The sequence below is a fragment of the Microbacterium jejuense genome, assembly GCF_019511665.1.
Taxonomy (GTDB): Bacteria; Actinomycetota; Actinomycetes; order Actinomycetales; family Microbacteriaceae; genus Microbacterium; species Microbacterium jejuense_A.
In genome coordinates, this window is the sequence record NZ_JAEUAW010000001.1 from 250,075 (window position 1) to 274,333 (window position 24,259).

General features: G+C 71.1%; 1 protein-coding gene (cut by a window edge). It reads left to right on the top strand.

Features of this window, described 5'->3' with window-relative positions:
- On the top strand, positions 1-24,259 hold the 5' portion of the coding sequence (locus JNB62_RS01150; protein ID WP_220299037.1) for a hypothetical protein. Its footprint extends 7,223 nt past the window's final position; 24,259 of the gene's 31,482 nt are visible here — the first part of the coding sequence; its start codon is at positions 1-3; its stop codon lies beyond the right edge, outside the window.

A 24,259-nucleotide genomic window follows, 5' to 3' on the forward strand; every position in this document is an offset into this window, starting at 1 on the left:
ATGGTTTGGGGATCGGTAACGGAGCGCTACCGCAGCGCGGCGTTCGGCGTGGTCGCATATGCGACCGCCATCGCCGTCGCCGTGGGCATCGCGCTTCCGTACAGCGCACCGCGTGCGCTCCCCGTCGTGACCGTCGCCGCCGATCCCGCGGACGTGCCCGCCTCGGCACCCGTCGCCCCGTCTGAGGCACCCGCCGCCTCCGTCGCGGGGGGATCCGCCGACGTCGCGCCCGATGAACTCATCGGCGAGCCGGCCGCGCTGAACGTGCGGCCCTTCGACGCGACGGATGCGGCGCCCGCCGACACGGCTCCGGCCGATACCGCTCCGGCCGACACGCCTCCCGCGGACCCGGCTCCGGCGGATCCGGCTCCGGTCGAGCCCGCTCCCGATCCCGCGCCCGCGGTCGATCCCGCTCCGGCGCCCGCGCCGAGCGAGCCGGCCGTGGTCGACCCGGCGCCCGCGCCTGTCGACCCCGGGACGCCTGCGGAGCCCGCGCCGGCAGACCCGGCTCCTGCAGCGCCCGCACCGTGGGTGCTGACCATGTCGGGCACGTCGTCGTCGCTGGTCTTCCACGGCGACGGCACGGTCACCTTCGACGGCGTCACACGCTCGCTCTCGGAGATCTCCGAGATCCGCGTGACGGGCACGGCGGGCGACGACAGCTTCACGATCGACTTCGGCGGCACCGACCCGGGCGTGCCGATCTGGTTCGACGGCGCGGCCGGCTTCGACACGCTCATCACGAACGGCGGCGGCGGGTTCTCGTCGCAGCCGACCGATGGATCCAGCGGCACGATGACGCTCGGCTCGACCGTCGTCCACTACGCGGGAATCGAGCCGATCACCAACACCGGTGGCTCGGGGAACGCCGAGTTCACCCTCGGCGGCAGCGACGACGACGCCGTGCTCGAGGTCGACCCCGACGACCCGTCCCTGCTGCGGCTGCGCTCGCTGGCCGGCACCTTCGAGCAGACGAGTTTCTCGGCGCCCACCGGCACCGGCACGGTGCTGAAGATCTCCGGCGGAGGCGGCCACGACAAGCTGACCATCTTCGGGATCATCAACCTGCTCGACGCCGCGTTCGAGGCGTACTTCGAGTCGATCTTCTTCCAGGGCGCCACGGTCACCGCGGACTCGGTCACCGCAGTCGCCGAAGAGACCAACGCCGACGGCATCCCGTTCACCGTCGACGACTGCACGGACTTCGACGACTTCTCGATCCTCGGATGCCTCGACCACGACGCGAACACGTCGGTGGTCGTGGACGGCGGCTCGATCACCACGGGCGACCTCACCCTGACCGCCTCCTCGACCGTCAATCCCGACACGAGCGCAGCCACGGCCTACGCCGTGATCGTGAACTCGAACGCGAGCGTCGAGGTCAAGGGCGGCGCGAACATCGTCGCGAGCGGCGACTTCACGGCGACCGCGACCTCGAACGTCGGCGCGTTCACGCTGAACAAGCAGTACGGCGACGCGGCCTTCATCACGTCGAACGCCGCCGTCACGATCGGCGGCACCTCGACCGTCACCGTCGGGGGCGCCGCGACGATGAGCGCGGCCTCCACCGTCACCGCCTCGGCGGTGCCGCAGACCGACAGCTCGAAGCAGGAGTCGGCGGGGAGCTTCGACGCCGCCGTCGCCGTCCTGTGGACCACCGCGAACGTCATCGCGAAGATCACCGGCGCGGCGCGCGTCGCCGTCACCGGGGCTCTGGGCATCGCGGCCGCGAACACCGCGACGCTGACGGCGACCGGCGACGCTCACGAAGCGGCCAGCGGCGCGGGCGTCGCGGTCGTGCACCTGTCGCAGACGACGGATGCCGCGATCGACACGGCCGACGCGACCGGGGTGTCGGCGGCATCCGTCGACGTCCTCGCCGACCAGACCTCGAACGTCACGGCGACCGCCACCGCGAGCAAGGGCGGCGCGACGCAGTCCAACAAGAGCCAGAACAGCCCGAGCCGCGCGAACGGCCAGTCCAACACCGGCAGCGCCGCGAGCGGCGGCGGCAGCATCGACATCGCGGCCGCGTTCGGCCTGGCGCACGTGCAGACCGACACCCGCAGCCGGGCCACCGGCGCGAAGGTCGTCACGACCGGGGCGCAGAAGTACGGGGCGCACGCCAAGAACACCGTCGCGGTCACCGGCAACGGCGGCACGACCGACGGCTCGGGCGGCGGCAGCGGCGCGGGGGTCGGCATCGGCATCGGCCTGCTGATCCTCGACTTCGCGACGCGGGCATTCGTCTCGGGCGGTGCACTCGACGCGGCCGGTGGCGTCACCGTCGAAGCGGCGGGCCCGGATGCCGGCGACTCGTCGTTCACCGCGACCGCCGTCTCGGGCGCCAAGCCCGCGTCGGGCACGGTGGCCTTCGCCGGCTCGTTCGCCCTGGCGAAGATCGACACCCTGACCTCGGCGACCCTCGAGGGCGCTCCGTCGTTCGCCGGCCGCGCCGTCACGGTCACGGCACGCGGCAGCAGCAAGAGCACCGCGCAGGCGACGGCCAAGCAGGAGCTCGGCGGAGACAACGGCAGCGCCGTCGGCGCCGGGGCCTCCGTGGCGCTGTCGCTGATCCGCGACGACATCGTCGCCGCGGTCGCCGCAGGCGCCGCGCCCACCGGCATCGGAGCCCTCGTCCTCGCCGCGACGGGATCCGACGAAGCCACGACCAAGACCGTCGGCGGCGCCGACGGCGGCACCAGCGCGACGCTGACCGGCGTCGCGAGCATCGCCATCCACAACGTGCGGACCTTCGCCGGCATCCTGTCGGGGCCCGCGGTCGCCCTCGCCTCGCTCGCTGCGACCGCCACGCAGACCGCCAAGGCCACGACGTCGGCGATCGGCGCGACCAAGGCCGGCAGCGGCTCGTCGCTCGCCCTCACGATCTCGTTCGCGCTGGCCAGCGTCGACCACGAGGTCGAGGCATCCCTCGCCCGCGCGGTCACCGCCACCGGCCCCGTGACGCTCACCGCCGACGGTGCGTCGACGACGACCACCACCGCCGAGGCCAGCGCCGCCGGCGCGCCCGGTGAGGGCACCGGCGGCAACGCCACGAACGACAATGTCAAGACCAAGTCCGACGCGAAGCTCGGCGATGCCGGGGGTAGGACGAAGGGCGGCGCCGGCGGCGGCACGTCCACACCCGAGCAGAAGAACGAGGACGGCACGTCGGTCTCGGTCGCCGCGGCCATCGCGATCAACCTCGTCACCTCGGTGACGCGCGCCATGCTGCTCGCCGGAGCGTCGCTCACGACGCCGGGCGCGGTGACCCTCACGGCGACGAACAACACGGACGCCTCCGCCACGGCGAAGGGCACCGCCACCGACTCGAGCACCGTGGGCATCGGGGCAGCCGTCGCCGTCAACAAGGTGCGGCTGGTCAACGAGGCGGGCATCGGCATCGGCGCGTCGCTGCACGCGGCGTCGCTGGCGGTATCGGCCACGGTGAAGGCCGCCGGCCCCGACGACACGCACACGTTCGAGGCTGTCGCGCAGGCGGGGGCGACCGGCACCGGAGGCACGCTCGGCGTGGCAGGCGCCTTCGCCCTCAACCTCGTCGACGAAGACACGCGTGCCGTGGTCGACGCCGACGACGATCCGCTGAACCCCGACCCGCCGGCACCGCTGCCGGGCGTCGTGCTCACCGGCGGCGCCGCGAGCTTCACGGCCGGCTCGAAGAGCACCGACAAGGCGTCGGGCAAGGCGGGCCAGTCCGGTTCGGGCACCGTCGGCATCGGGGCGGCGGTCGCTCTCAACCTCGTGACCCACGAGGTGTACGCGGGCATCGCACCCGCCGTGAACGCCACGCGCGGCCCTCCCGTGACCGGCGCAGGCGCACTGACCATCACCGCCACGCACGGCGTCACGCTCACCACCGAGGCAGAAGCAGGCGCGGCAGGCGGCGGGGTGACCATCACCCCCTCGGTCGCCATCGTCATCGCGACCATCCACACCGCAGCATCCATCGGCAGAGGCTCCGCTCCGCTCACCGCGTCGAGCATCACCGCCACCGCCACCCAGACCGTCGCCGCCGACACCACGGCGAAGGGGTCGACCACAGCCGGCAGCACCGCCGGGATCGGCGTCTCTCTCGCCCTGGCGATCCTCGACGACATCACGTCGACGTCCGGCAGCGACCGCGGTCTCACCACGACCGGCGCAGCTTCGTTCACCGCGACGCAGCGCGTCGACGCCAAGACCACCGCGAAGGCCTCGACCCAGGGCGCCAAGCCGTCCGAGGGCAAGGACCAGGGCGGCAAGGACGTCAACGAGAAGGCCGACGCGAACCTCGGTCAGGCGAGCGCGACCAAGCAGCAGAACGGCGGCGGGTCGACCTCCACGACCTCCACACCGAAGGCCGCGACGAACGACAACAACGGGGCCTCGCTGTCGATCGCCGGTGCGATCGCCATCGCCGTGGTCTCGCCCACGGTCCGTGCGCGCTTCGCGAACGGTGTGATCGTGGTCGCCGGCGGACTCGTGACCCTGCGCGCCCTCGCCGACATCGACTCGAGGGCGGACGCGCGCGGCGACACCTCGACCAAGGGCGACGTGGGCATCGGCGCCGGCGTCGCAGTCCAGGCCGTCGAGATCACGGTCAACGCCACGACCGGTGTCTCGACGATCACGGCCACCGGGCTCGTCGTCGAGGCCGGCATGCTCGACGGCGACACCGACGACGTCGTGCGGCGCTGGGACGACGCGAGCAAGACGTGGATCGTGGTCGACTCGGGCGAGCAGCTGCCGGGACCCTCGAAGAACGACACGGCCTACGTCAAGGAGTCCGGCCAGGAGGGCATCTACACGTTCGACGGCTCGAACTGGTCGAACACGACGCCCGGGGCCATCACGGCCGGCGACTCGCTGCCCGGCTCGCCGGCGAACGGAGACCTGTTCCTGCTCCGTGCCGAGAAGGACGGCCACCCGGGCAACTCGGTGTGGAAGTACAACGGCACGACATGGGTGTTCCAGACCGCGGCGGTCTACGCCAAGAAGGACGACCTGCCCAAGGACGACATCGCAGAAGGCGACTGGTTCCAGCTGACGACACAGGACGGCACGCACGCCCCCGGCTTCTACAAGCGCAACGGCAGCCACGAGTGGGAGCTGCAGTCCGTCACCGTCGGCTCGGGCGACCGCCTGCCCGCCGCCCCCGCCGACAAGGACCTCTTCCGCCTGTTCGAGCACGAGATCACCTCGATCGCCCGCGCCGGCGCCAGCAAGTCCGACAGCGTCGGCGTGGCCGGAGCCATCGCCATCGACATCCTCGGCAACCAGACCGAGGCCGTCGTCCCGACGGGCGCGACGGTGTCGCTCTCGTCGGCGGCATCCACGATCTCGGCCGAGAGCAATGAGCGGGATGCCGCGACCGCGACCTCGCAGGCGAACCAGGGCAAAGCGACGGGCGTGGGCGCCGTGTTCACGCTGCAGGTGATCGACGGCAGCGACGTGCGCGCCGAGGTCGAGAACGGCGCGGCGCTCACCGGCGGAACGGGTCTCGCGATCACGGCGTTCGGGTTCCGCGAGTTCATCACGAAGGCCGAGGGCGGCAGCACCTCCACCGGGGCCGCTGCCATCGCTCCTGTCGTGGCGCTCGTGATCAGTGTCGACGACGACGTCACGGCCCGTCTGGGGACGGGCACGGCCACGACGGTCACAGGGGCTCTCAGCGTCACCGCCACCCACCAGCTGCGCATCCGCACCGACGGCAACGCCAAGGCGGCGGGCAAGAGCGCCGCGGTGGGTGCGATCATCGCCGTGAACGCGGTCGTCGGGTGGGACACGCTCGCCGAGATCGCGAGGGATGCCTCGGCTACGACGGTCTCGGTCGTCGCGGACTCCCTCGCCTTCACCGAGGCGAAGGTCGAGGCGTCAGCTGAGGGCGCCAGCTCGAGCGAGACCCAGTCCGGCGACCAGAAGTCGACCGAGGCCGTCAACGGCACGAACAACCCGAACACCGCGGGCACGCGCGACGACACGGCGGGCATGCCGACGTCCAACGGCGGCACGAACGGCACGAACGGCGGCAACGGCGCGAACCAGCAGCAGTCCGCCCAGTCCGGCCAGTCCGGCAGCGGCAGCAGCGACACGACAGCCGTCGCGGCGGCCGTGGGCGTCAACTGGCTCGTCGCGACGTCGACCGCCCGCATCGCGGCGAACGTCACGGTGACAGCGACCACTGGCGAGCTGGTGGTGCGATCGCTGCTGGCGCAGCGCGCGTACGTCTTCGCTGTCGGCACGGCCATCGACATCACCCACGGCGGCACCCGCGTGGGCGCCACGATCGGGCTGAACGTCCAGGACGCGACCAACCGCGCGATCGTCGGCGCCGGCACGCACGCGACAGGGCAGACGGGCGTCACCATCGCCGCCGTCGCGCCGACAGGCACCCACAACGACTTCATCGTCTGGTCGTTCGCCGCGGCCGGCGGCAAGAACACCTCTGTCGCCGGCAGCGCCGCGGTGCAGATCCTGCTGCTCACCACGGAGGCCTCCGTCGGTGCCGGAGGCGAACTCGACGCGCCGGCCGGGGGAGTGACCGTGACCGCGACGCAGCCGATGCGGCTGCAGAACCTCGCCATCTCGGGCGCCTTGGGCACCGGGTCGGACGCCGCGGTCGGCGGGGCGTTCCTCGTCAACTACCTCGAGATCGGCACGCGAGCCTGGATCGACTCGACCGCCGGCATCCCGACGGACGTCGACGCATCCGGTGCGATCGCGGTCACCGCGACGACGACGCTCGACCCGATCGCACCCGAGCTGCCCGAACCCGTCAAGGGCAAGGTCGACATCCCTGCCGTGACCAACATCGCGATCGCGGGCGGCGCCACGCAGGGCACGGCGGTCGTGGGGGCGTTCATCGTCAACATCTTCAACCTGCAGACCCGTGCCTGGATCGGCAGCGGAGCGCAGGTGAACCAGACCGGTGCGGCGGGCGGATCGGGGCAGAGCGTGACCGTATCGGCCGGCGATGCGATCACCGTCGTGGACGCCTCGGGCGCGCTCGGGCTCAGCCTGGACTCGTCGAGCGTCGGGATCACCGTCGCCGTCGAGATCTCGAACTCCGACGTGCGCGCGTGGATCGGCGACCAGGCGGCGGTACGCGCGGGCGGCAGCGTGAAGGTCGAGGCGACCTCGGACGAGGACTGGTTCGTGCTCGCCGTCTCGGGCGGCATCACCGTCAGCGGCAGCGTGGCGGCGACCGGCGCGGTGCTCGTGATCGTCGCGAACCAGGGCGGCAGCGACCCCCAGACTCTCGCCCGCATCGGCCAGGCGACCGTGCGAGCCGGCGGCGACCTCACGGTTCACGCGAAGAAGACCGTCGTGGCGAAGCTCTCCAGCGGCAATATCGCCGTCTCGGGCAGCGGCACAGGCGTGGGAGCCTCGGTGACCGTGAACGTCCGCGACGACGACGTCACCGCGCAGATCCTCGGCGGCGCCGACGTGCAGGCGACGGGCGACACGCTCGTCAAGGCCGAGCAGTCCGGCGACTTCCTGCTCTTCGCCGTCGGCGGCTCGGGCGGCAACTCGGTGGGCGTCGGGGGATCGGTCACCGTCAACGTCCTCACCGACACCACCACCGCCGGCATCGGCGACGGGGCGAAGGTCAACTGCGTCGGCGTCTCGTGCAGCAACACCAACCCGAGCCTCACGCAGGATGTCGTGGTCGAGGCCTCCGACGAGACCACGGTCCTCGCCCTCGCGGGCGTGCTGGCCGTCGGCGGCACCGCCGGCGTCGGCGTGGGCGTCGACGTCGAGGTCGTGCACAAGACGACGCAGGCGAACATCGGCGTCGGCGCCCTCGTGAACGCGAACGGCGACGTCGTCGTGAAGGCATCGTCTTCGGAGCAGATCGACTCCATCTCGGCCGGCGGCTCCGTCGGCGGCACCGCAGCCGTGACGGTCAACGCGGCAGTGCCCGTCATCACGGTCACGACGAAGGCGTGGATCGGGGCGTCTGCCACCGTCATCGCCGGTGGCAACGTCATCGTGGCCGCCGCGGACGACTTCACACTGTTCACCATCGCGGGAAACATCTCCGTCGCGGGAACGGCCGCGGTCGGCGCCGGCGTCGCCGTTCCGGTCGTGACCAAGACGACGCAGTCCTGGATCGGCGACGGCGCACGCGTCACCGCGCGGGCGCTCGCCGGTCACATGACGCACACCACGGTGTCGTCGGGCTCGTTCGACACGAACGGCACCGACACGCGCTTCGACCCGCGCGGCACACTCGGCGGCTACCCGACGCCCTACCCGCACAACCCGATCAACGGCAGCGGGCTCCAGGCCGACGGTGCCACGATCAACCTCGGGTACCAGCACGGCTTCAAGGCCGGACAGCAGGTCGTCTACGACGCCGGCGGCGGCGCGCCCATCACCGGCCTCACCGACGGCGGGACGTACTACGCCATCCCGGTCTCGAGCACCGCCATCAAGCTGTGCACGAAGCGCGGACCCCCGGTCAGCCCGGGCTCCGACGAATACACGTGCGAGCCGGGTCACCTCGTCACCGGACTCAGCCTCCCCGCCGGCGTCAAGATGGGCGAGAACCAGCGGTTCGTGCCCACCACCCGTCCCGGCCTTCCCTCCGACGTCTCGCCCCGCTTCACCGCCCAGTACGCGGTCGGCACCGACTACCTGGTGCTCCCGTACGACCTCACCGTCACGGTGGGCGACCCGGTCATCTACAGCGCCGGCGGTGGCACCCCCATCGGCGGGCTCATGGACGGCGCGACGTACTACGTCGTGAACGCCGATCCGAACCACTTCCAGATCGCCCGCACGCAGTGCGAGGCCACGGGCCTCGCCGACGACTGCAACAGCGTCGCCGGCCCCATCGTCCCGATCGTCTTCAGCTCGACGGGCAGCGGCCGTTCCCACAGCATCGTCGCCTCGGGCGACCTTCCCGCGGCGGATGCCTCGGCCCTCGGCCCCCAGTCCACCATTGCTCCTGTCACGAGCGGATTCGCAGGCGTCGCCGTCACGGCGACCGACAGCACGTACCTCGCCGGCATCGGCATCTCGGCAGGCGGGTCGGGCACGGCGGCCGTCACGCTCTCGGGATCGGTATCGGTCGCCACCGTCCACGTCGAATCGTGGATCGGTGCGGGTGCCCGCATCAACTGCGGCGACGTGACGTGCAGCGTGAACGACCCCGCGTCGGCCGGAACCGCGCAGTCCGTCCTCGTGTCGGCATCCAGCTCGTTCCGCACCCTCGGCCTGGCCGCCGCCCTCGCGATCGGCGGCACGGCGGGTGTCGGCGCCTCGGCCGCGGTGCGGGTCATCGACCTGACCACGACCGCAGAGATCCGCGGCGGCGCCGTGGTGAACGCGCGCGACGACATCGTCATCGTCGCCGACTCGTCGCTCGATGTCATCTCGGTCAACGCCGCCGCCGGCGGCGGCACCGTGGGGGTCGCCGGCACCGTCGGCGTCACCGTCGTGACGACCTCGACCGTCGCGCGCACGGGCACCGGCGTCGTGTTGCGCGCGGGCGGCGACATCGGCGTCTTCGCCCGCTCGGACGATCGGCTCATCCTCGTCACCGCGTCGGTGGCCGCGGGGTATGTGGGGGTCGGCGTCGGAGTCGGTGTCGCCGTCGTCGACAAGACCACCAAGGCGCTGATCGGGCAGAACAACACGATCGTCGTCGGCGGCAACGGCGCCGCAGGCCTGCCGGGCGTCAGCAACGGTCTCATCGCCGCGGGCGACTTCGCCTTCCTCGGCGAGTTCCACGGCCTGGCCGTCCAGGCGATCTCGCGCGAGAGCCTGTTCGGTCTGGTGGCGGGCGTCGGTGCCGGCTTCGTCGGCGTCACCGCCAACGTCGGGGTGAACATCTTCACCGTCGTCACGCAGGCCTACATCGACCTCGGATCGACCGTGAACGCGGCCGGCGCGGTGTCGGCGGCATCCAGTCAGCAGGGCGTCTCGGTCACCGCGGGCGACCGCTTCGACTCGGTCACCTTCGCGGGCGGGGCGGCCGGCGGCTTCGTCGGCGCCGCCGGCGGCGTCGACATCGGCGTCGCGAGCATCGGCGTGACCGCCTACCTCGCCACCGGCACCGATGTGTGGGCCAAGGGCGACGTCGCCGTCAACGCCCTCGGCATCAAGCACGTGCAGTCGTACGCGATGAGCGTCGGCGCCGGCTTCGTGGGTGCCGCCGGGGCCGTGTCGGTGTGGTCGATCGGCACGCAGCCCACCGCCTCGTACTCCAGCGACGGCAACGGACCCGACCGCGGGGCGTGGAGCGCGGCCACCTCGTACAACACCGGCGACGTCGTGACCTTCGCGGGGCAGCGGTACGCGGCCAAGCGCGTCAGCAAGGGCGCCCAGCCGAACACGTCCCCGGCGGACTGGAGCGCGATCCAGGACTCCGACCCGACGAACTACGGGGGCGGGCAGAGCTCGCAGGGCGACGCCGACAAGGTCGTCGCCGGCGGCGGCACGGGCGGCTGGAAGTCGATCCTCGGCGACGCACCCTCCGGCTCGGGAAGCACTCCGTACGAGAGCACCGTGTACGGCACGATGGCGAGCACCGGCACCGCCGTCGGCAGCTCGTCGAGCCAGACGTCGCCGACCTCGCAGCGCTTCACACAGCCCGCACCGCCGTCGGGCACGTCGGCCGGCATCTACGGCAGCGTGCACTCGCAGCTCGCCGACATCAGCGTCATCGCGACGGACGAACTCGAGGTCTTCGCGCTCGCCGGGGCGGTCGCCGGCGGCGTCGGCGCCATCGGCGCCGGCGTGACCGTGCTCACCATCGGCCTCAACACGGACGCCGGCATCTACAGCGGAGCGCATGTCTCGGCCGCAGGCCGCGTCGACGTCAAGGCGCTCGCGACCGAACGCACGACGCAGATCGGCGTCGCGGGAGCCGGCGGCTTCATCGCCATCGCCGGGCAGGTCGCCGTGCTCGGCGACCACGCGGCGCAGACCGCCCACGTCGACACCGGATCGTTCGTCGACCGCGCCGACGGCGGACTGCATGTGAACGCCCGAGCCGACCGCGAGGTCTCGGTCTACGCGATCGGCGTCACCGTCGGCGCGGGTGCCGCCGGGGTCTCGATCGCGGTCATCACGATCGACGGCGACGCACGCGCCCGCGTCGGCGCTGTCGCTCTCGGCCACATCGGCGGCCTCGAGGTGCGTGCCTCCGATCGCTTCGTCCCCACCGTCCTGTCGGTCGGCGTCGCCGGCGGCATCGCGGTCGGCCTGAGCGGCGTCGTCGCCGTCATCACGTACTCCGGCGTCACTCGTGCCGACTCCTTCGCCACCGGCACCGTCGACGGCGACGTCACCGTCGCCGCGTCGGCCGAGCGCTCCACCATCGCGCCGCTCGCGGTCAACGTCTCGACCGGCGTCGCCGCCGTGGGCGTCACGGTGCTGGTGGCCACCAGCGACCGCGACACCGAGGCCGAACTCGGCGGCAGCGTGAATCTGACCGCGGTGCCGACGGCGGACGTGAGCGTGACGGCATCCGCCACCAACGCCGTCCGTGCCTACACGCCGGGCGTCTCGGTCGGCGGAGCCGCCATCACCGCCATGGTGCCGATCGCCACCGTGTCGGGTCACACCACGGCGCGCCTCAGCGGCGCGGTGTCGGCCAACGATGTCACCGTCAGCGCTACCGGCCGCCAGCAGGCGTCCGCGCAGGTCGATGTGATCGGCGTCGCCGGTGCCGCCTTCAACGCCTCGGTCGCCATCGCCGTCGTCACGGACGGCGCCGAGGTCGCGGCGCGCGTCACGGGACCGGCATCCATCACCGCCACCGGCGCCGTCGTCGTCAGCGCCACGCAGCCCGGACGCAATGAGGCGATCGCGCTGGTCAACAGCATCCAGGTGAGCATGGCGTTCTCGGGGGCCGTGGTCATCGCCGATGCGCACCTCGGAAGCGCGCTCATCGCGGCACTCGACGGCGACGTCGTCTCGTCGGCCGCGGTGCAGGTGACGGCGAACGGTCAGAACTTCGCGCAGGCCAAGGTGCTGCTCGTCGCCGGCTCGCTGGGCGTCGGCATCGGCGTCAACGTGCTCACCGCTGTAGTGACGGCCGCCGCTGTGGTCGCGGCGACGTCGGCCGACGCGAACAACGACCAGCTCATCTCCAGCTCGGGCACCGTCGCCTTCAGCGCGACGTCGGCCAACACGGCCGACGTCCACACCGATCTCGCCGGCGGCGGGCTGCTCGGCGGAGCGGCCGTGTCGGTCCCGACCGCGACGGTCGCCGGTGCGACCACCGCGTCGGTCGAAGGCGACGTCACCGGCAACGCGGGCGTGAGCGTCAGCGCCACCAGCGCCAACCGTGCGACGAGCGAGGTCGTGCTGGTCGCCATCGGCGGCATCGCCGGCGCAGCCGTCAACGTCTCGACCGCAGAGATCACCGCCGCAGCCGCCACGACCGCCGATGTGAAGGCCGGCTCGACCGTCAGCGCGCCAGGCGATCCCGTCACCGTCCAGGCGACGTCGGCGAACCGCGCCACCTCGAGCACGCTCGCCGTCGGCGCCGGCATCGGCGCGGCGGTCGCGGTGCAGATCACGCTGGCCGAGGTGGCCGGCGCGACCACCGCACGCTTCGACGGCGACATCCTGTCGACGCCGACCAAGACGGGCAGCCTGTTCGTACAGGCCCAGGGCGGCAACCAGGCGGTCGCCGACACCAAGGTGCTCACGATCTCGGCCGGGCTCAGCGGCACAGGTGTCAGCTCGCGCGCGATCGTGTCGGGAGAGACGCTGGCCGTGATCGGCTCGACGGCGTCGGTGAACGTGTCGGGCGCCGTGATGGTGAAGGCGCTGCTGTCGTCCTTCGGCGGCGAGCAGAACCTCGCGCGCAGCACGCTGCAGGGCTTCGCCCTCGGCGGCATCGCCGCCGGCATCGTCGTCATCGAGGCCACGGTGTCGGGCTCGGTGCACGCCCTCTTGAACGGTGCCATCGCTGGATCCGGGTCGATCACGCTGGACGCCGACGCGACCATGCACGCGGTCGCCGACAGCCTCTTCGTCGCCGCGGGGCTGGGGACGCTCACCGGCATCGCCACCACCGCCACCGTCTCGGCCGACACCGTGGCCGGGGGCGACGACGCCGGCAGCGTCGCGACCACGAGCGGCCTGTTCACCGTGACCGCCGACTCGACGTACACGGCCGAGTCGACCTCGAACGCCCCGACGATCGGCGGCGTCGCCATCATCGTCCAGCTGCCGCTGGCGCGGGTCAGCGGCCGCACCGGCGCCGTCTACGCCGGACAGGTCGCAGGCGCCTCGTCGGCGTCGGCCGCGGCGAACTCGCACAACACGGCGATGGCCGACGCCTCCGAGCTCATCGCGATCTCGCTCATCGGCGTCATCATCGCCTACGCGCTCGGCGAGATGACGGCCACGACCGAGGCGGGCCTCGGCGGCGCGAACGTGGGCGGCGGCTCGGTCACCGTCACCGCGACCTCCGACGACGACGCGCAAGCCATCGTCGGCGGCCTGTCGGGCGGGGGACTCGCGGTGTCGCTGCTGCGGCCGGAAGCGCGCTCGACCGGCATCACGCGGGCGTTCGTCGGCCCGAGCAAGACCGTCACGGCGGGTTCGCTGACGATCAGCGCGATCGCCACGCCGGACGCCACCGCCGAGGCCAAGATGGTGGGCATCAGCCTTCTCGCCAACGTGCTGGTGAGCAACCCGATCGCGACCGTCGCGGGAACGACGGAGGCGTTCATCGGCTTCGACGAGACGGTGTCGCTCGGCGCCGGAGCCCTCACGCTCGCGGCCACGCGCACCGCCAACGCGAGCGCGACCGGCAGCAGCGTCCAGGTGTCGCCGATCTCGCTGTCGGGCATCACGCTCGAGGCCAAGACGCAGGGCACGGTCTCGACGCACATCGACGACCGCGCGGACGTCACCGCCGGCTCCGTGACGATGACGGCCGGCGGATCCAGCACGCCGGTCGCCTCCAGCACCACCGTCGGCATCTCGCTGCTCGGCGGCACCGTCGTCGCGATGAACACCACCGACGCGACGACCGTCGCCAGCTGGGTCGGACCGGCCGATGGCGTCGCCGCGGCCGACGCCGCCGACCCGGCGAGCGTCACCACGTCCGGTGCCGGCGGCATCACGGTCGCCACCGACTACACGTCCCACGTGTACGTCATGGCAGTCGCCGCAGGATTCGGCGTGCTGGCTGCAGGCTCATACATCCAGGGCACCGCGACCAACACCGCCACGGCCCTCGTCTACCTCGGCGACCGTGCCGAGCTGCGCGCCAACGGCGGCGGGGCCATCGTGTTCGACGCCGCCGCGGTGACGACCGCCATCGCCGACGCCGTCGGCTTCAACGCCGGACTCGGGTTCGCGGTCGGCCAGACGACCACGACGGCCGACCTGCGCCCGACGATCAAGGCGTACACCGTCTCGGGCGGCGTGCTGAGCGGAGCGACAGTCACCGTGCGGGCCCGCAGCAACACCGACGCCGCCGGTGCGGCGATCCGCCCGACGTACACGTACAACACCGTCCTCGGCGACAACTCGCCGACGGTGGTCGCACCCGCCTTCGCCCGTGCTTCGCTCGGCGGCGCCTCGCTGCTCGGCAGCGTCACGGGTGCCGAAGGGCACGCCATCAACTCGCCGACGGTGCGCGCCGCGATCGGCTCCGGCACCACCGTGTCGTCCACCGGCGCGCTGTGGGTGATCGCACGCTCGCTCGGCGACGCGCAGGTCGATGCGTACTCGCTCGCCGCCGCTGTCGGGATCGGCGTCGGGATGGTCGACGGCTATGCCACGAGCGGCGGCAGCGTCACCGCCGAGTTCCACGGGCTCTCGGGCGCGCTCGGCTCCGCGAACATCCTCACCTTCGTGACCGCGACGGCCCTGACCGAAGGCCGTGCGGTCGGCGGCGGAGTCCTCGCCGGCGCGACGAACGGCACACAGACCTCGAACGTCGCACCGACGGTGCGCACGCTCGTGGGCGGCACCCTCACGACGACGAGCGGCATCGAGGTCCGCAGCGACGTGCGCACCGCCGCCACCGCCGTCTACCGGGCTCTGTCGCTCTCGGGCTTCGTGTCGGCGAGCTTCGGGACGATCACCGCCACCGACGAGTCCGACGTCCGCACGGCGGTCGTCGGCAGCGGATCGGTCAAGAGCAACGGCGGCAACGTCACGATCGAGGCCTGGCACAACTTCGACGGCACGAAGTTCCTCACCGACAACAAGGCCGACGCGTCGGTCGTGCAGACGACGTTCGCCTTCGGCCTGTCGATCGGATCGTCGAGCCTCCACGCGACAGCCAAGGCGGTCGTCAAGGCCGAGGTCGAAGCCGGTGCGACCGTGGCAGCCCCCAACGGCAACGTGGTGCTCAGGGCGCTGTCGGGCAATTACGCGGACTCGTTCTACAAGCGCACCGGCGGGGCCCTGATCAACGTCCAGCCCAACTCCAACCCGACCTCGACCGCGTCGGGTACGACGGCCGCGAACCTGCTCGGTCACGTGAACGTCAGCGGCGCGAACGGCGCGAAGGGTCTCACGGTCCTGGCCCAGGGCAATGACCGTGCCGAGGCCGGCATCCGCAACGTGGGCGGCGGTCTCATCCAGATCGGCAGCTCGTCGTCGACGGCCGAGGGACACCCCGTCGTCAGCGTCACGCTCGGGGGAGCGGCATCCATCATCCGCGTCGAGGGTGCGATCAGCGCGAAGGCGATCAGCTCGTACGACGCGGACGCCAGCACCTACAGCGCCACGGGCGGTGTGCTGAACGTCTCGAGCTTCGACGCCCGCGCCTCGATGAACCCCACCTCGTCCGCCACCATCACGGGCGGAGCGTCGATCATCGCCGGCGGGGCGATCGAGCTGACGGCGGCCGCCAATCCGCCACTGCCGCCCGCGTCCGACGGCACCTTCGACGCCGTCGGCGGCGTGGACGGAACCGCGCACACCATCACATTCGGCGCCGTCCACAACTCCAGCACCGGCGACACCGTCACGTACAACGCGCAGGGCCAGCCGACCGTATCGGGCCTCGTCCCCGGCCGCCAGTACTCGATCATCGTCATCGACGCCGACACGGTGCAGCTGGGTGTGGTGTACAGCAGCGACAACGTCAGCACGGTCTACGACACCATCGGCTTCGGCACCCGCAAGCACGGCCTGAACACCGGCGACGTCCTGCTGTACCAGCTCGTCAACGGCGGCACACCGATCGGCGGCCTCACCACCGACACGCTCTACGAGGTGTACAAGGTCGACGACAGCACGATCAAGCTCCGCGCGATCGGCGCGGCCACCACGACCGACACCGTGAGCGCCGGCGCCGTCGACAACGGCACGCACACGATCGGCGGTTCCAGCGGGTTCCACAACGGCGACTACGTGACCTACCACGCCCCGGCGGCGACCGCGACGTTCACGTCCGGTCAGGTCGACAAGCAGTGGGACTCCGGCAGCAACACGTGGGTCGCCACCACGGGCTCGAACACCGACAACATCTACTTCGCCCGCGACACGAGCCCGGCGGACAACTCGTTCGACGACATCGGCTTCGCCAGCGGACAGCTCGTGCGCTACTTCACGACCGGCACGCCCATCAGCGGGCTCACCAACGGCGCGTACTACTGGGTCATCCGCAAGAGCGGCCAGAGCTACCAGCTGGCGGCCACGAAGTGCAAGGCGACCGGGCTCGCGGCCGACTGCGGCGGCAGCGCCGGCCCGATCACGCCGATCGCGATCTCGGCCAGCGGCACGAACGCCGTCGACGTCCACTCGCTGACGGCCGCGAACAACGCACCCATCACGGGTCTCGTCGACGGTCACGGGTACTACGTCGTCGGCTGCCCGGTCAGCGGATGCGACGCGAACGGCTACCAGCTCTCGCTGACCGCGGGCGGCTCGGCCATCGCGATCAGCCACACCGGCACGTCTGTCGACGGCGTCTCGTTCTCGTTCACCGGCGCCGGCCACGTGTTCCGCACCGAGGGCATCGACTTCACCGGCCAGGGCGCGACCGTGCAGAAGCTGATCTTCGCGATCGCACCGGTCGCCGGCCCCGGGCCCAAGAACGAGAAGCTCGCAGGCATCGGCAGCGCGATCCCGTTCAGCGCGATCGGCGGCGACCAGATCGTGTCGGCCTCGGCGACGGGCGGTGGCGGGGGCGCCATCAGCGTCAGTGCGGCCGACTCGTGGGCCGTCTCGGACGCCACGGTCTCGGCGAGCGTCGGAAGCGGTGCGAACGTCACGGGCGGCGCGGTCACCATCACCACCGACGGCCACTCGGACGCGAAGGCGATCTCGTCGAACGACAGCGGCGGACTCATCTCGGTCAACTCGGCCAAGGCGGAGGCCGACGTGCACCTGACGAGCACGGTGTCGGTGGCCTCCGGCGCGACACTCACCGCGACGAACGCGCTGGTGGTCGCGGCGAACGGCTCGCTCAAGCCGGTGGTCATCGCCTCGTCCGACTCGGGCGGCCTGTTCGCCGGCGGCGAGGGCGGCGAGACGGCGCGGCTGGACTACACGACGACCGCCGACGTCGCGGGCACCCTGATCTCGCTCAACAACACCGCGACCGTCGAGGCCCACACCGCCGTGTTCGGCTACGCGCAGGGCACCGCCGACCTCGGCACCTTCGCCGGCAGCGCCGAGACCTACACCGACTTCCATGTCGGCCAGGGTGCGAGCAAGTCGTGGGACGGCGACACCTACAACCTGTGGAGCGCGCAGGCGCTCACCCGCAGCACCGTCTCGGGCACCGTCAAGGGCCGCTCCGTGTTCGTGCACGCCATCGTCGACCCGGTGTCGATCGAAGCTCGCTCCGACACCAGCACCGGGGCGTTCGGCGCCGATTCCGACGCCAACACCTACGTGTACGTCCGCGGCACCGCCGAGGTCGTGCTGGCGAACGGCGCGGTCCTCGAGGGCCAGGTGGCGACGGAGCTGAACGCCGAGTACAAGACGTGGGACGTCATCTCGCACGCCTTCGCGAACTGCGACTGCTTCGGCGGCGACACCGACGCCGACGCCGTGATCGACGCGCAGACGCTCGCCAAGGTCACCGGCCGCACCGGATCGGTGATCCGCACCGCGGACCTCACGGTCGCGGTGAACCAGCGGGCGACCGCCTCGGACTTCGACCGCGACGCCGACACGTCCGAGGGCTTCCTCGACTTCGGCAACGGCGGCGTGGGATCGGGACCGACCTCGTTGTCGCGGCAGACGTTCTGGCAGGTGCGGGTCATCATGCTCGGCGAGCCGAACCCGGTCCTCGAGGTGGACTCCGCGGGCAACATCACGAACATCGTGAACGTGCGCGTGTGCGACGACCAGGGCCACTGCTACGAAGACAACCCCTTCACGAACACGCACACCGCCGGCCAGCTCACCGGCACGACGTTCACCGTCGACGACATCGTGTACGACCACGGTGCGCAGGCGCGCTTCCTCACCAACGAGATGGGAAGCCTCGGCGACCCGGGCGTGATCTGGGGCCGCGGCGGCACGTTCGAGTTCCAGCAGACGTGGGACTGGGTCAAGCTCCTCAATGCGTCGAGCCTCAACATGGTGACGAACATCATCGACGTGGTGAACATCCTCAACTCGCCGCTCATCGACATCCGCGTCGACTCGGTGCCCGACGACGCGTCGAGCGCGAACACGCCGGGCCTCAGCGAGGCCGGACCCGCGACGACGTTCGACTTCGACATCCTGTACCGGTTCCCGCCGACGCTCGTGCAGCTCGTGAACTCGTGCGCCTACTCGTGCCCGACCCGCAACCCGTTCATCCGGCTCGACGACTACATCGAGAACCCGCTCGGCACGACGCAGATCACCAACGCGTCGGGCGACATCCTTTCGGGCCCGGGCCACGAGCTCATCCGCACGAACGTGCTCGACCTCGACGCGCCGCACGGCGACATCGGCCACCAGAGCCCGACCCACGCGAACCCCGACCCCGAGCGCAACCCGATCGAGGTGGAGCTCGTGAAGTACCTCCACCCGTCGGCGGAGTTCTGCGGCGGAGGCTACGGTCCGGCCCCGTGCCTGCACGACATCGTCGTGACGGTGGATGCCGGCAAGGACGCGGTCCTCGACCTCACGGCCTTCCGCCGCACCGACCAGACGCTGACCGACCCGATCACGGTGCCGGTCGCCCGCATCCGCGCGGGCGACGATGTGGACGTCGTGCTCAACGACAGCAAGGCCGGGGACGACACCTCGTCGCTGTCGCTGGTCGAGGTCGACGTGTACAACCCTGGCACGAGCTACTACGACTACACGTACTTCGGCCAGTACAACCCGGCGCTCAGCGACGGCAGTCCGCTGAACCCGTGCCCCGGCGGCGCGTGCGGCTCCGGCTCGGGCAAGTACGAGAAGCACTTCCGCCCCGACGTGTCGGATCCCGACCTGGCGCACATCCTGCGCGCCCTCGGCACCGACATCGACGGCGAGATCGAGTCGACCTACGACTTCGCCGACCTGCGCGCGGGCGACGACATCGACGTCTGCCACGTCACGGTGCTCTCCACCGACCCCGGCGGCGAGGAGCCCAAGACCTGCTTCACCACAAGCATCGACAGCGCCACGCACACCGTGACCGCCGACACGCCTGACACGACGGTGCACATCGTCGCGATGATCGACTCGGCGTGGACAGGCGGCGCCGGTCACACCGGACCCGTCGACGACCCCGGCATGAGCGTGAACGTGTCGCAGATCTTCCTGCGCACGAACGGGAACATCACCGCGACCGAGATCACCGGCGACATGCTGGTCGGCCACATCCACTCGACCCACGGCGACGTGGTGCTGCACTCGCCGCAGCGGATCCTCGACGCCGACGGCCGGCCCACGATCGACGTGACGGGCGTCAACATCACGATGTACGCGGGCGAAGGCGGCGTGCTCGGCGGCATCGGCGTCCCGAACAATTGGCTCGAGATCAACACGGCCGTGAACCAGCCGAGCGGCATCGCCGGTGGCGTGCTCAAGGCGTACGACACCGCGGCAGCCCTCGGCGGGGGCTCGACCGAGGGCATCTTCCTCGACGAGCTCACCGGCGACATGCCCATCTGGGAGATCTTCACCGGCGGCAGCTCGTCGCTCGCGACAGGCAACGTCGGCCTGCGGACGACGGGTGGCAGCATCCTGAACGCGAAGCTCAACGCCGATGAAGACAACGTCCGCGGCGACTCGGTCGACATGGATGCCAACGGCGGCGGGTCGATCGGCCTCGTCTCGAAGGACGTCATGGTGGACTCGGGTCGCGCGCCCCCGTTCGAGTGCACGTACCTCAATTGCGGCAACGACCCGGCCTCGCCGTACCTCTCCGACCCGCGCCTGGCCCAGGCGGGCGACGACGTCGGTCTCGAGGCCACAGGCGGCATCTACTACACCGAGACCGACGCGTACCTGCGTCTCGTGCTCGCCCACTCCTTCACGGGGAACATCCGGCTCACGGTGCGTGAGACCCAGGCTCTCGACGAGGATCTCTACCTCGTCGCCTCGGGCAGCGCCCTCTTCGCCGAATCGCACTTCCGGGCCCCGACGTCCGACGACGACCACCCGCGTCCGGTGGCGCACGGCACCATCTTCGCCGAGACCGGCGGCGTCGAGCTCCGCGTCGGCGACGACGTGACTCTGCACCAGAACAGCCAGATCCTGGCGAACCTGTCGATCGACATCCGCGGCGACTACGGCAACGTCGACACCGGCTCGGTGCTCACCGAGTACGGCACGTCGATGATCCTCCGCGGCCGCATCATCGCCGACTGCGTCGTCACGGCGGGCGTCTTCGGGGCCGACCCCATGGGCACGTGCGCACCGTCCACCGCCAACCCGGTCCCCGGACAGCAGACGAACATCTGGGGCGGCATCGACGTCGACGTCATCCAGCTCGGCGACCGCTCGGGCCTCGACCGCGACAACACCAAGATCACATGGGGGAGCGCGGGCTACATCTTCCTCGGCTCCAAGACCACGGTGCACGGCAACCTCGACAGCACGTCGAACACGACCGACGGCGAAGACGTCATCACCGTCTACTACCTGCAGTCGATGAATGTGATCACGAGCCCCGCCCAGCCGGGCACCGGGGCCGGACACGTGCTCAACCTCGACGGACAGGGCGAGAGCGACCACTACGCCGTCTACACCAACGGCAGCCACGGCAGCGTCCGCAACTACAACATCGAGGTGCTCGACTCGGGCCCCGCGAACCAGGGCGTCGACGACCTGGCGGTCTACGGCTTCGACGACCTCGACCCGGCCCACAACACCGGCACCCGTGCCGACGACATCTGGCTGCTGCGGGCGCTCACCTGCATCGACAACCAGTCGCCGTTCGGAGTCACGGTGGCGCAGGGTCAGGCGTCGTGCGTCTCGCCGAGCGAGACCGCCGACCACCCCGCGTTCATCGCCCTGCTCGCGGGCAACGAGAGTGCGGACGGCGGCATCGGGCAGTACCGCGACCGCGACCCGGCGACGGCGCCGAGCGCCCTCGTGCAGCGCATCACCTACGACCGCGCGCTCAACGGCCGCATCACGGTCTACGGCCTCGGCGGCAACGACGCGTTCTACGTCGACGACACGCAGGCCACGATGACCCTCGACGGCGGCGCCGGCAACGACGCGTTCCAGATCGGCCAGATCTTCGGCACCCAGCGCGACTCCGACCCGGCCCCGAACGGCGGCGCCCTGCTCCCGTCCGACACGTTCCCGTCGCTCGTGGCGACGACCCGCGGCTGGCTGAGCCCCGGCACCCACGCGCCGCTGCTCGCGACCGGCGGCACCGGCAACGACCGGTTCGTCGTGTACTCGAACCAGGCCGAGATCCAGCTGAACGGCGACGACGACAACGACCTGTTCATCGTGCGGGCCTTCGCGATCGCCGCCGTCTGCGACCTCAGCGCCGACAACGACACCGACTGCGATCTCGCCGACGTCGACTTCCGTCCGGCCGGGGGAGTGTTCCCGCAGGTGAACGGCAGCGCGGTCCACCCCGTGACGCACCTGTCGACCCCGACCTGCACCGGCGCCGGGTACTTCCGCTTCGACAACAACGGCGACGGCACGTGCAATAACGCCGACGCCCACGTCACGTACAACCACGCGGCAGGCTCGAACGTCGACCTCGATAACACGAAGTGGCTCGACGACACCATCCCGCTCGACGCGAACGGCGTCGCGGTGCCCGTCATCGGTCTCGGCTTCTCGACGAGCCGGCCGCTCGACATCCGCGCCGGCGGCGGCGAGGACGAGGTGCAGTACAACGTCAACGCCCCCGTGAACGTCGACGGCGGCACCGGCTTCGACAAGCTCGTGGTGCTGGGCACCGAGTTCGCCGACGACTTCGTGATCACCGACAAGGCGATCTACGGCGCAGGCCTCAACGTCAAGTACGCGACCATCGAGGTGCTCGAGATCGACGGGCTCGAGGGCGATGACCAGTTCTTCGTGCTCTCGACGGCGTACGGCGTGGCCTACCGGGTCATCGGCGGTCTCGGCAGCGACCAGATCTCGGTCGCGGGCGACGTGACGAGCGACATCGTCACGCGCGAGCTCGAAGGCCTCTCGGGCGCCGTCGACCACATCGTGCGCTCGAACGACCCGCGCTACGACGGCATCGTCGTCGACGGCGTGCCCTACAACCTCGCCACGGGACCGTCCGGGCTCGTCGTCGTCCGCGAGGTCGGCACGTCCACCAGCGTGCGCGAGTCGGCCGCAGGGCCCATCGGGCAGACCGCGTACTACGAGGTGACCCTCAGCCAGGATCCGAGCGTCGGCGGCGCGAACAGGCACGTCTACGTGACCGTCTCGGCTGCGGCATCCCCCGATGAAGAGGCGCGCGACACGTTCCACAACCCCACGGGCTTCGGGCTCAGCGACGGTCCGGCCGACACCATCTGGCTGTGCGTCGACACCGGCCCCGTGTACGGCGACCAGTGCAACAGCGCGAGCGACTTCCAGCGCCACTACATCCGCAACGGCGTCATCGTCGACGAGGCTGGACGCGCCGTCGTCCTCACCTTCGACCAGAGCAACTGGAGCGCCGCCCAGCGCGTGTACGTCCGGGCCGTGAACGACGACCGCTCCGAAGGTGACCGCATCGTCGTGCTGCAGCACTCGGTGATCAGCGACAACCCGCTGTTCCACGGCACCGCCGTGCGGCAGCTGAACGTCCGCGTGTACGACGACGACACACCGGGCGTCTACGTCACGCACGTCGAGCCGGGCACGACGGTGCTCGACGACCGCGGCATCGTCATCGAAGGCGACACCCCGACCACGCGCCGCACCGACGACGTGCTCGTGCAGCTCGCCAAAGACCCGTGCCCGGCGTCGAACCCGGCCTGCGGCCTCGTGATCACGGTGAAGATCACGATGGATGCCGACAGCCAGAAGCTCCTGCAGATCGACGATGCGGCGGCCGAGGCCCTGCTGGGCTCGCGGTGGACGAAGTTCATCGACGCCGACGGCGGCACGCACTACGAGCTGACGTTCGACCACTCGAACTGGAACATCCTGGTCCGGCTCACCCTCATCGCCCGCCCGAACCCCGACGCGAGCGATCCGACGACCGCCGTCATCAGCTGGGGCCAGGCGAACGCGACGAACGCCTATCGCTTCCCGAACCTGCGCAGCGGCAGCCAGCGCACCGACGTGACGGTGTACGACGACGAGTCCGCCCAGGTGGTCACGATCCCGACCGGCACCGACACCGTCGTGGTGCAGGGCGGCGCGAACGACGACTACCTCATCCGGCTCACGACCCAGCCCACCGCGAACGTGAACATCGCGATCACGCCCGACGGTCTCGTCGACGTCGTGAGCGTCAACGGCGTCGCCGTCAACCCGACGAACTACGTCGAGATCGGCGGCGACATCCCGTCACGTCTGTTCCTCGGCTTCCTCACCTTCGCCGGCAGCACGGTCAGCCGGGCCAACGGCAGCGACACGGGCAGCTTCATCGACGACGGCATCGTCGCCGGCATGCGGCTCACCTTCGGCGCCTGCACCGGCGTCTACACGGTCAACGCGGGATCGGTGACGGCGGGCTCGTTCACCGTCACGCCGGCGCTCAACTGCGGCGCGGTGCCCGTCGGCGGCACGACCATCAACGTCCTCACGTACCGCGGCAAGTGGAGCGGCGCGCTCGCCGGCGCACCGGCGCAGGTCGCGGGCGACGACAGCGTGCTCCGCTGGCGCATCACGCGCAGCGGCGGCGGCTGGCTCGCCGACGGGTTCCTCGAGGGCCAGTGGGTCAAGGTGTGCGACCGCTTCGGGCACTGCGCGA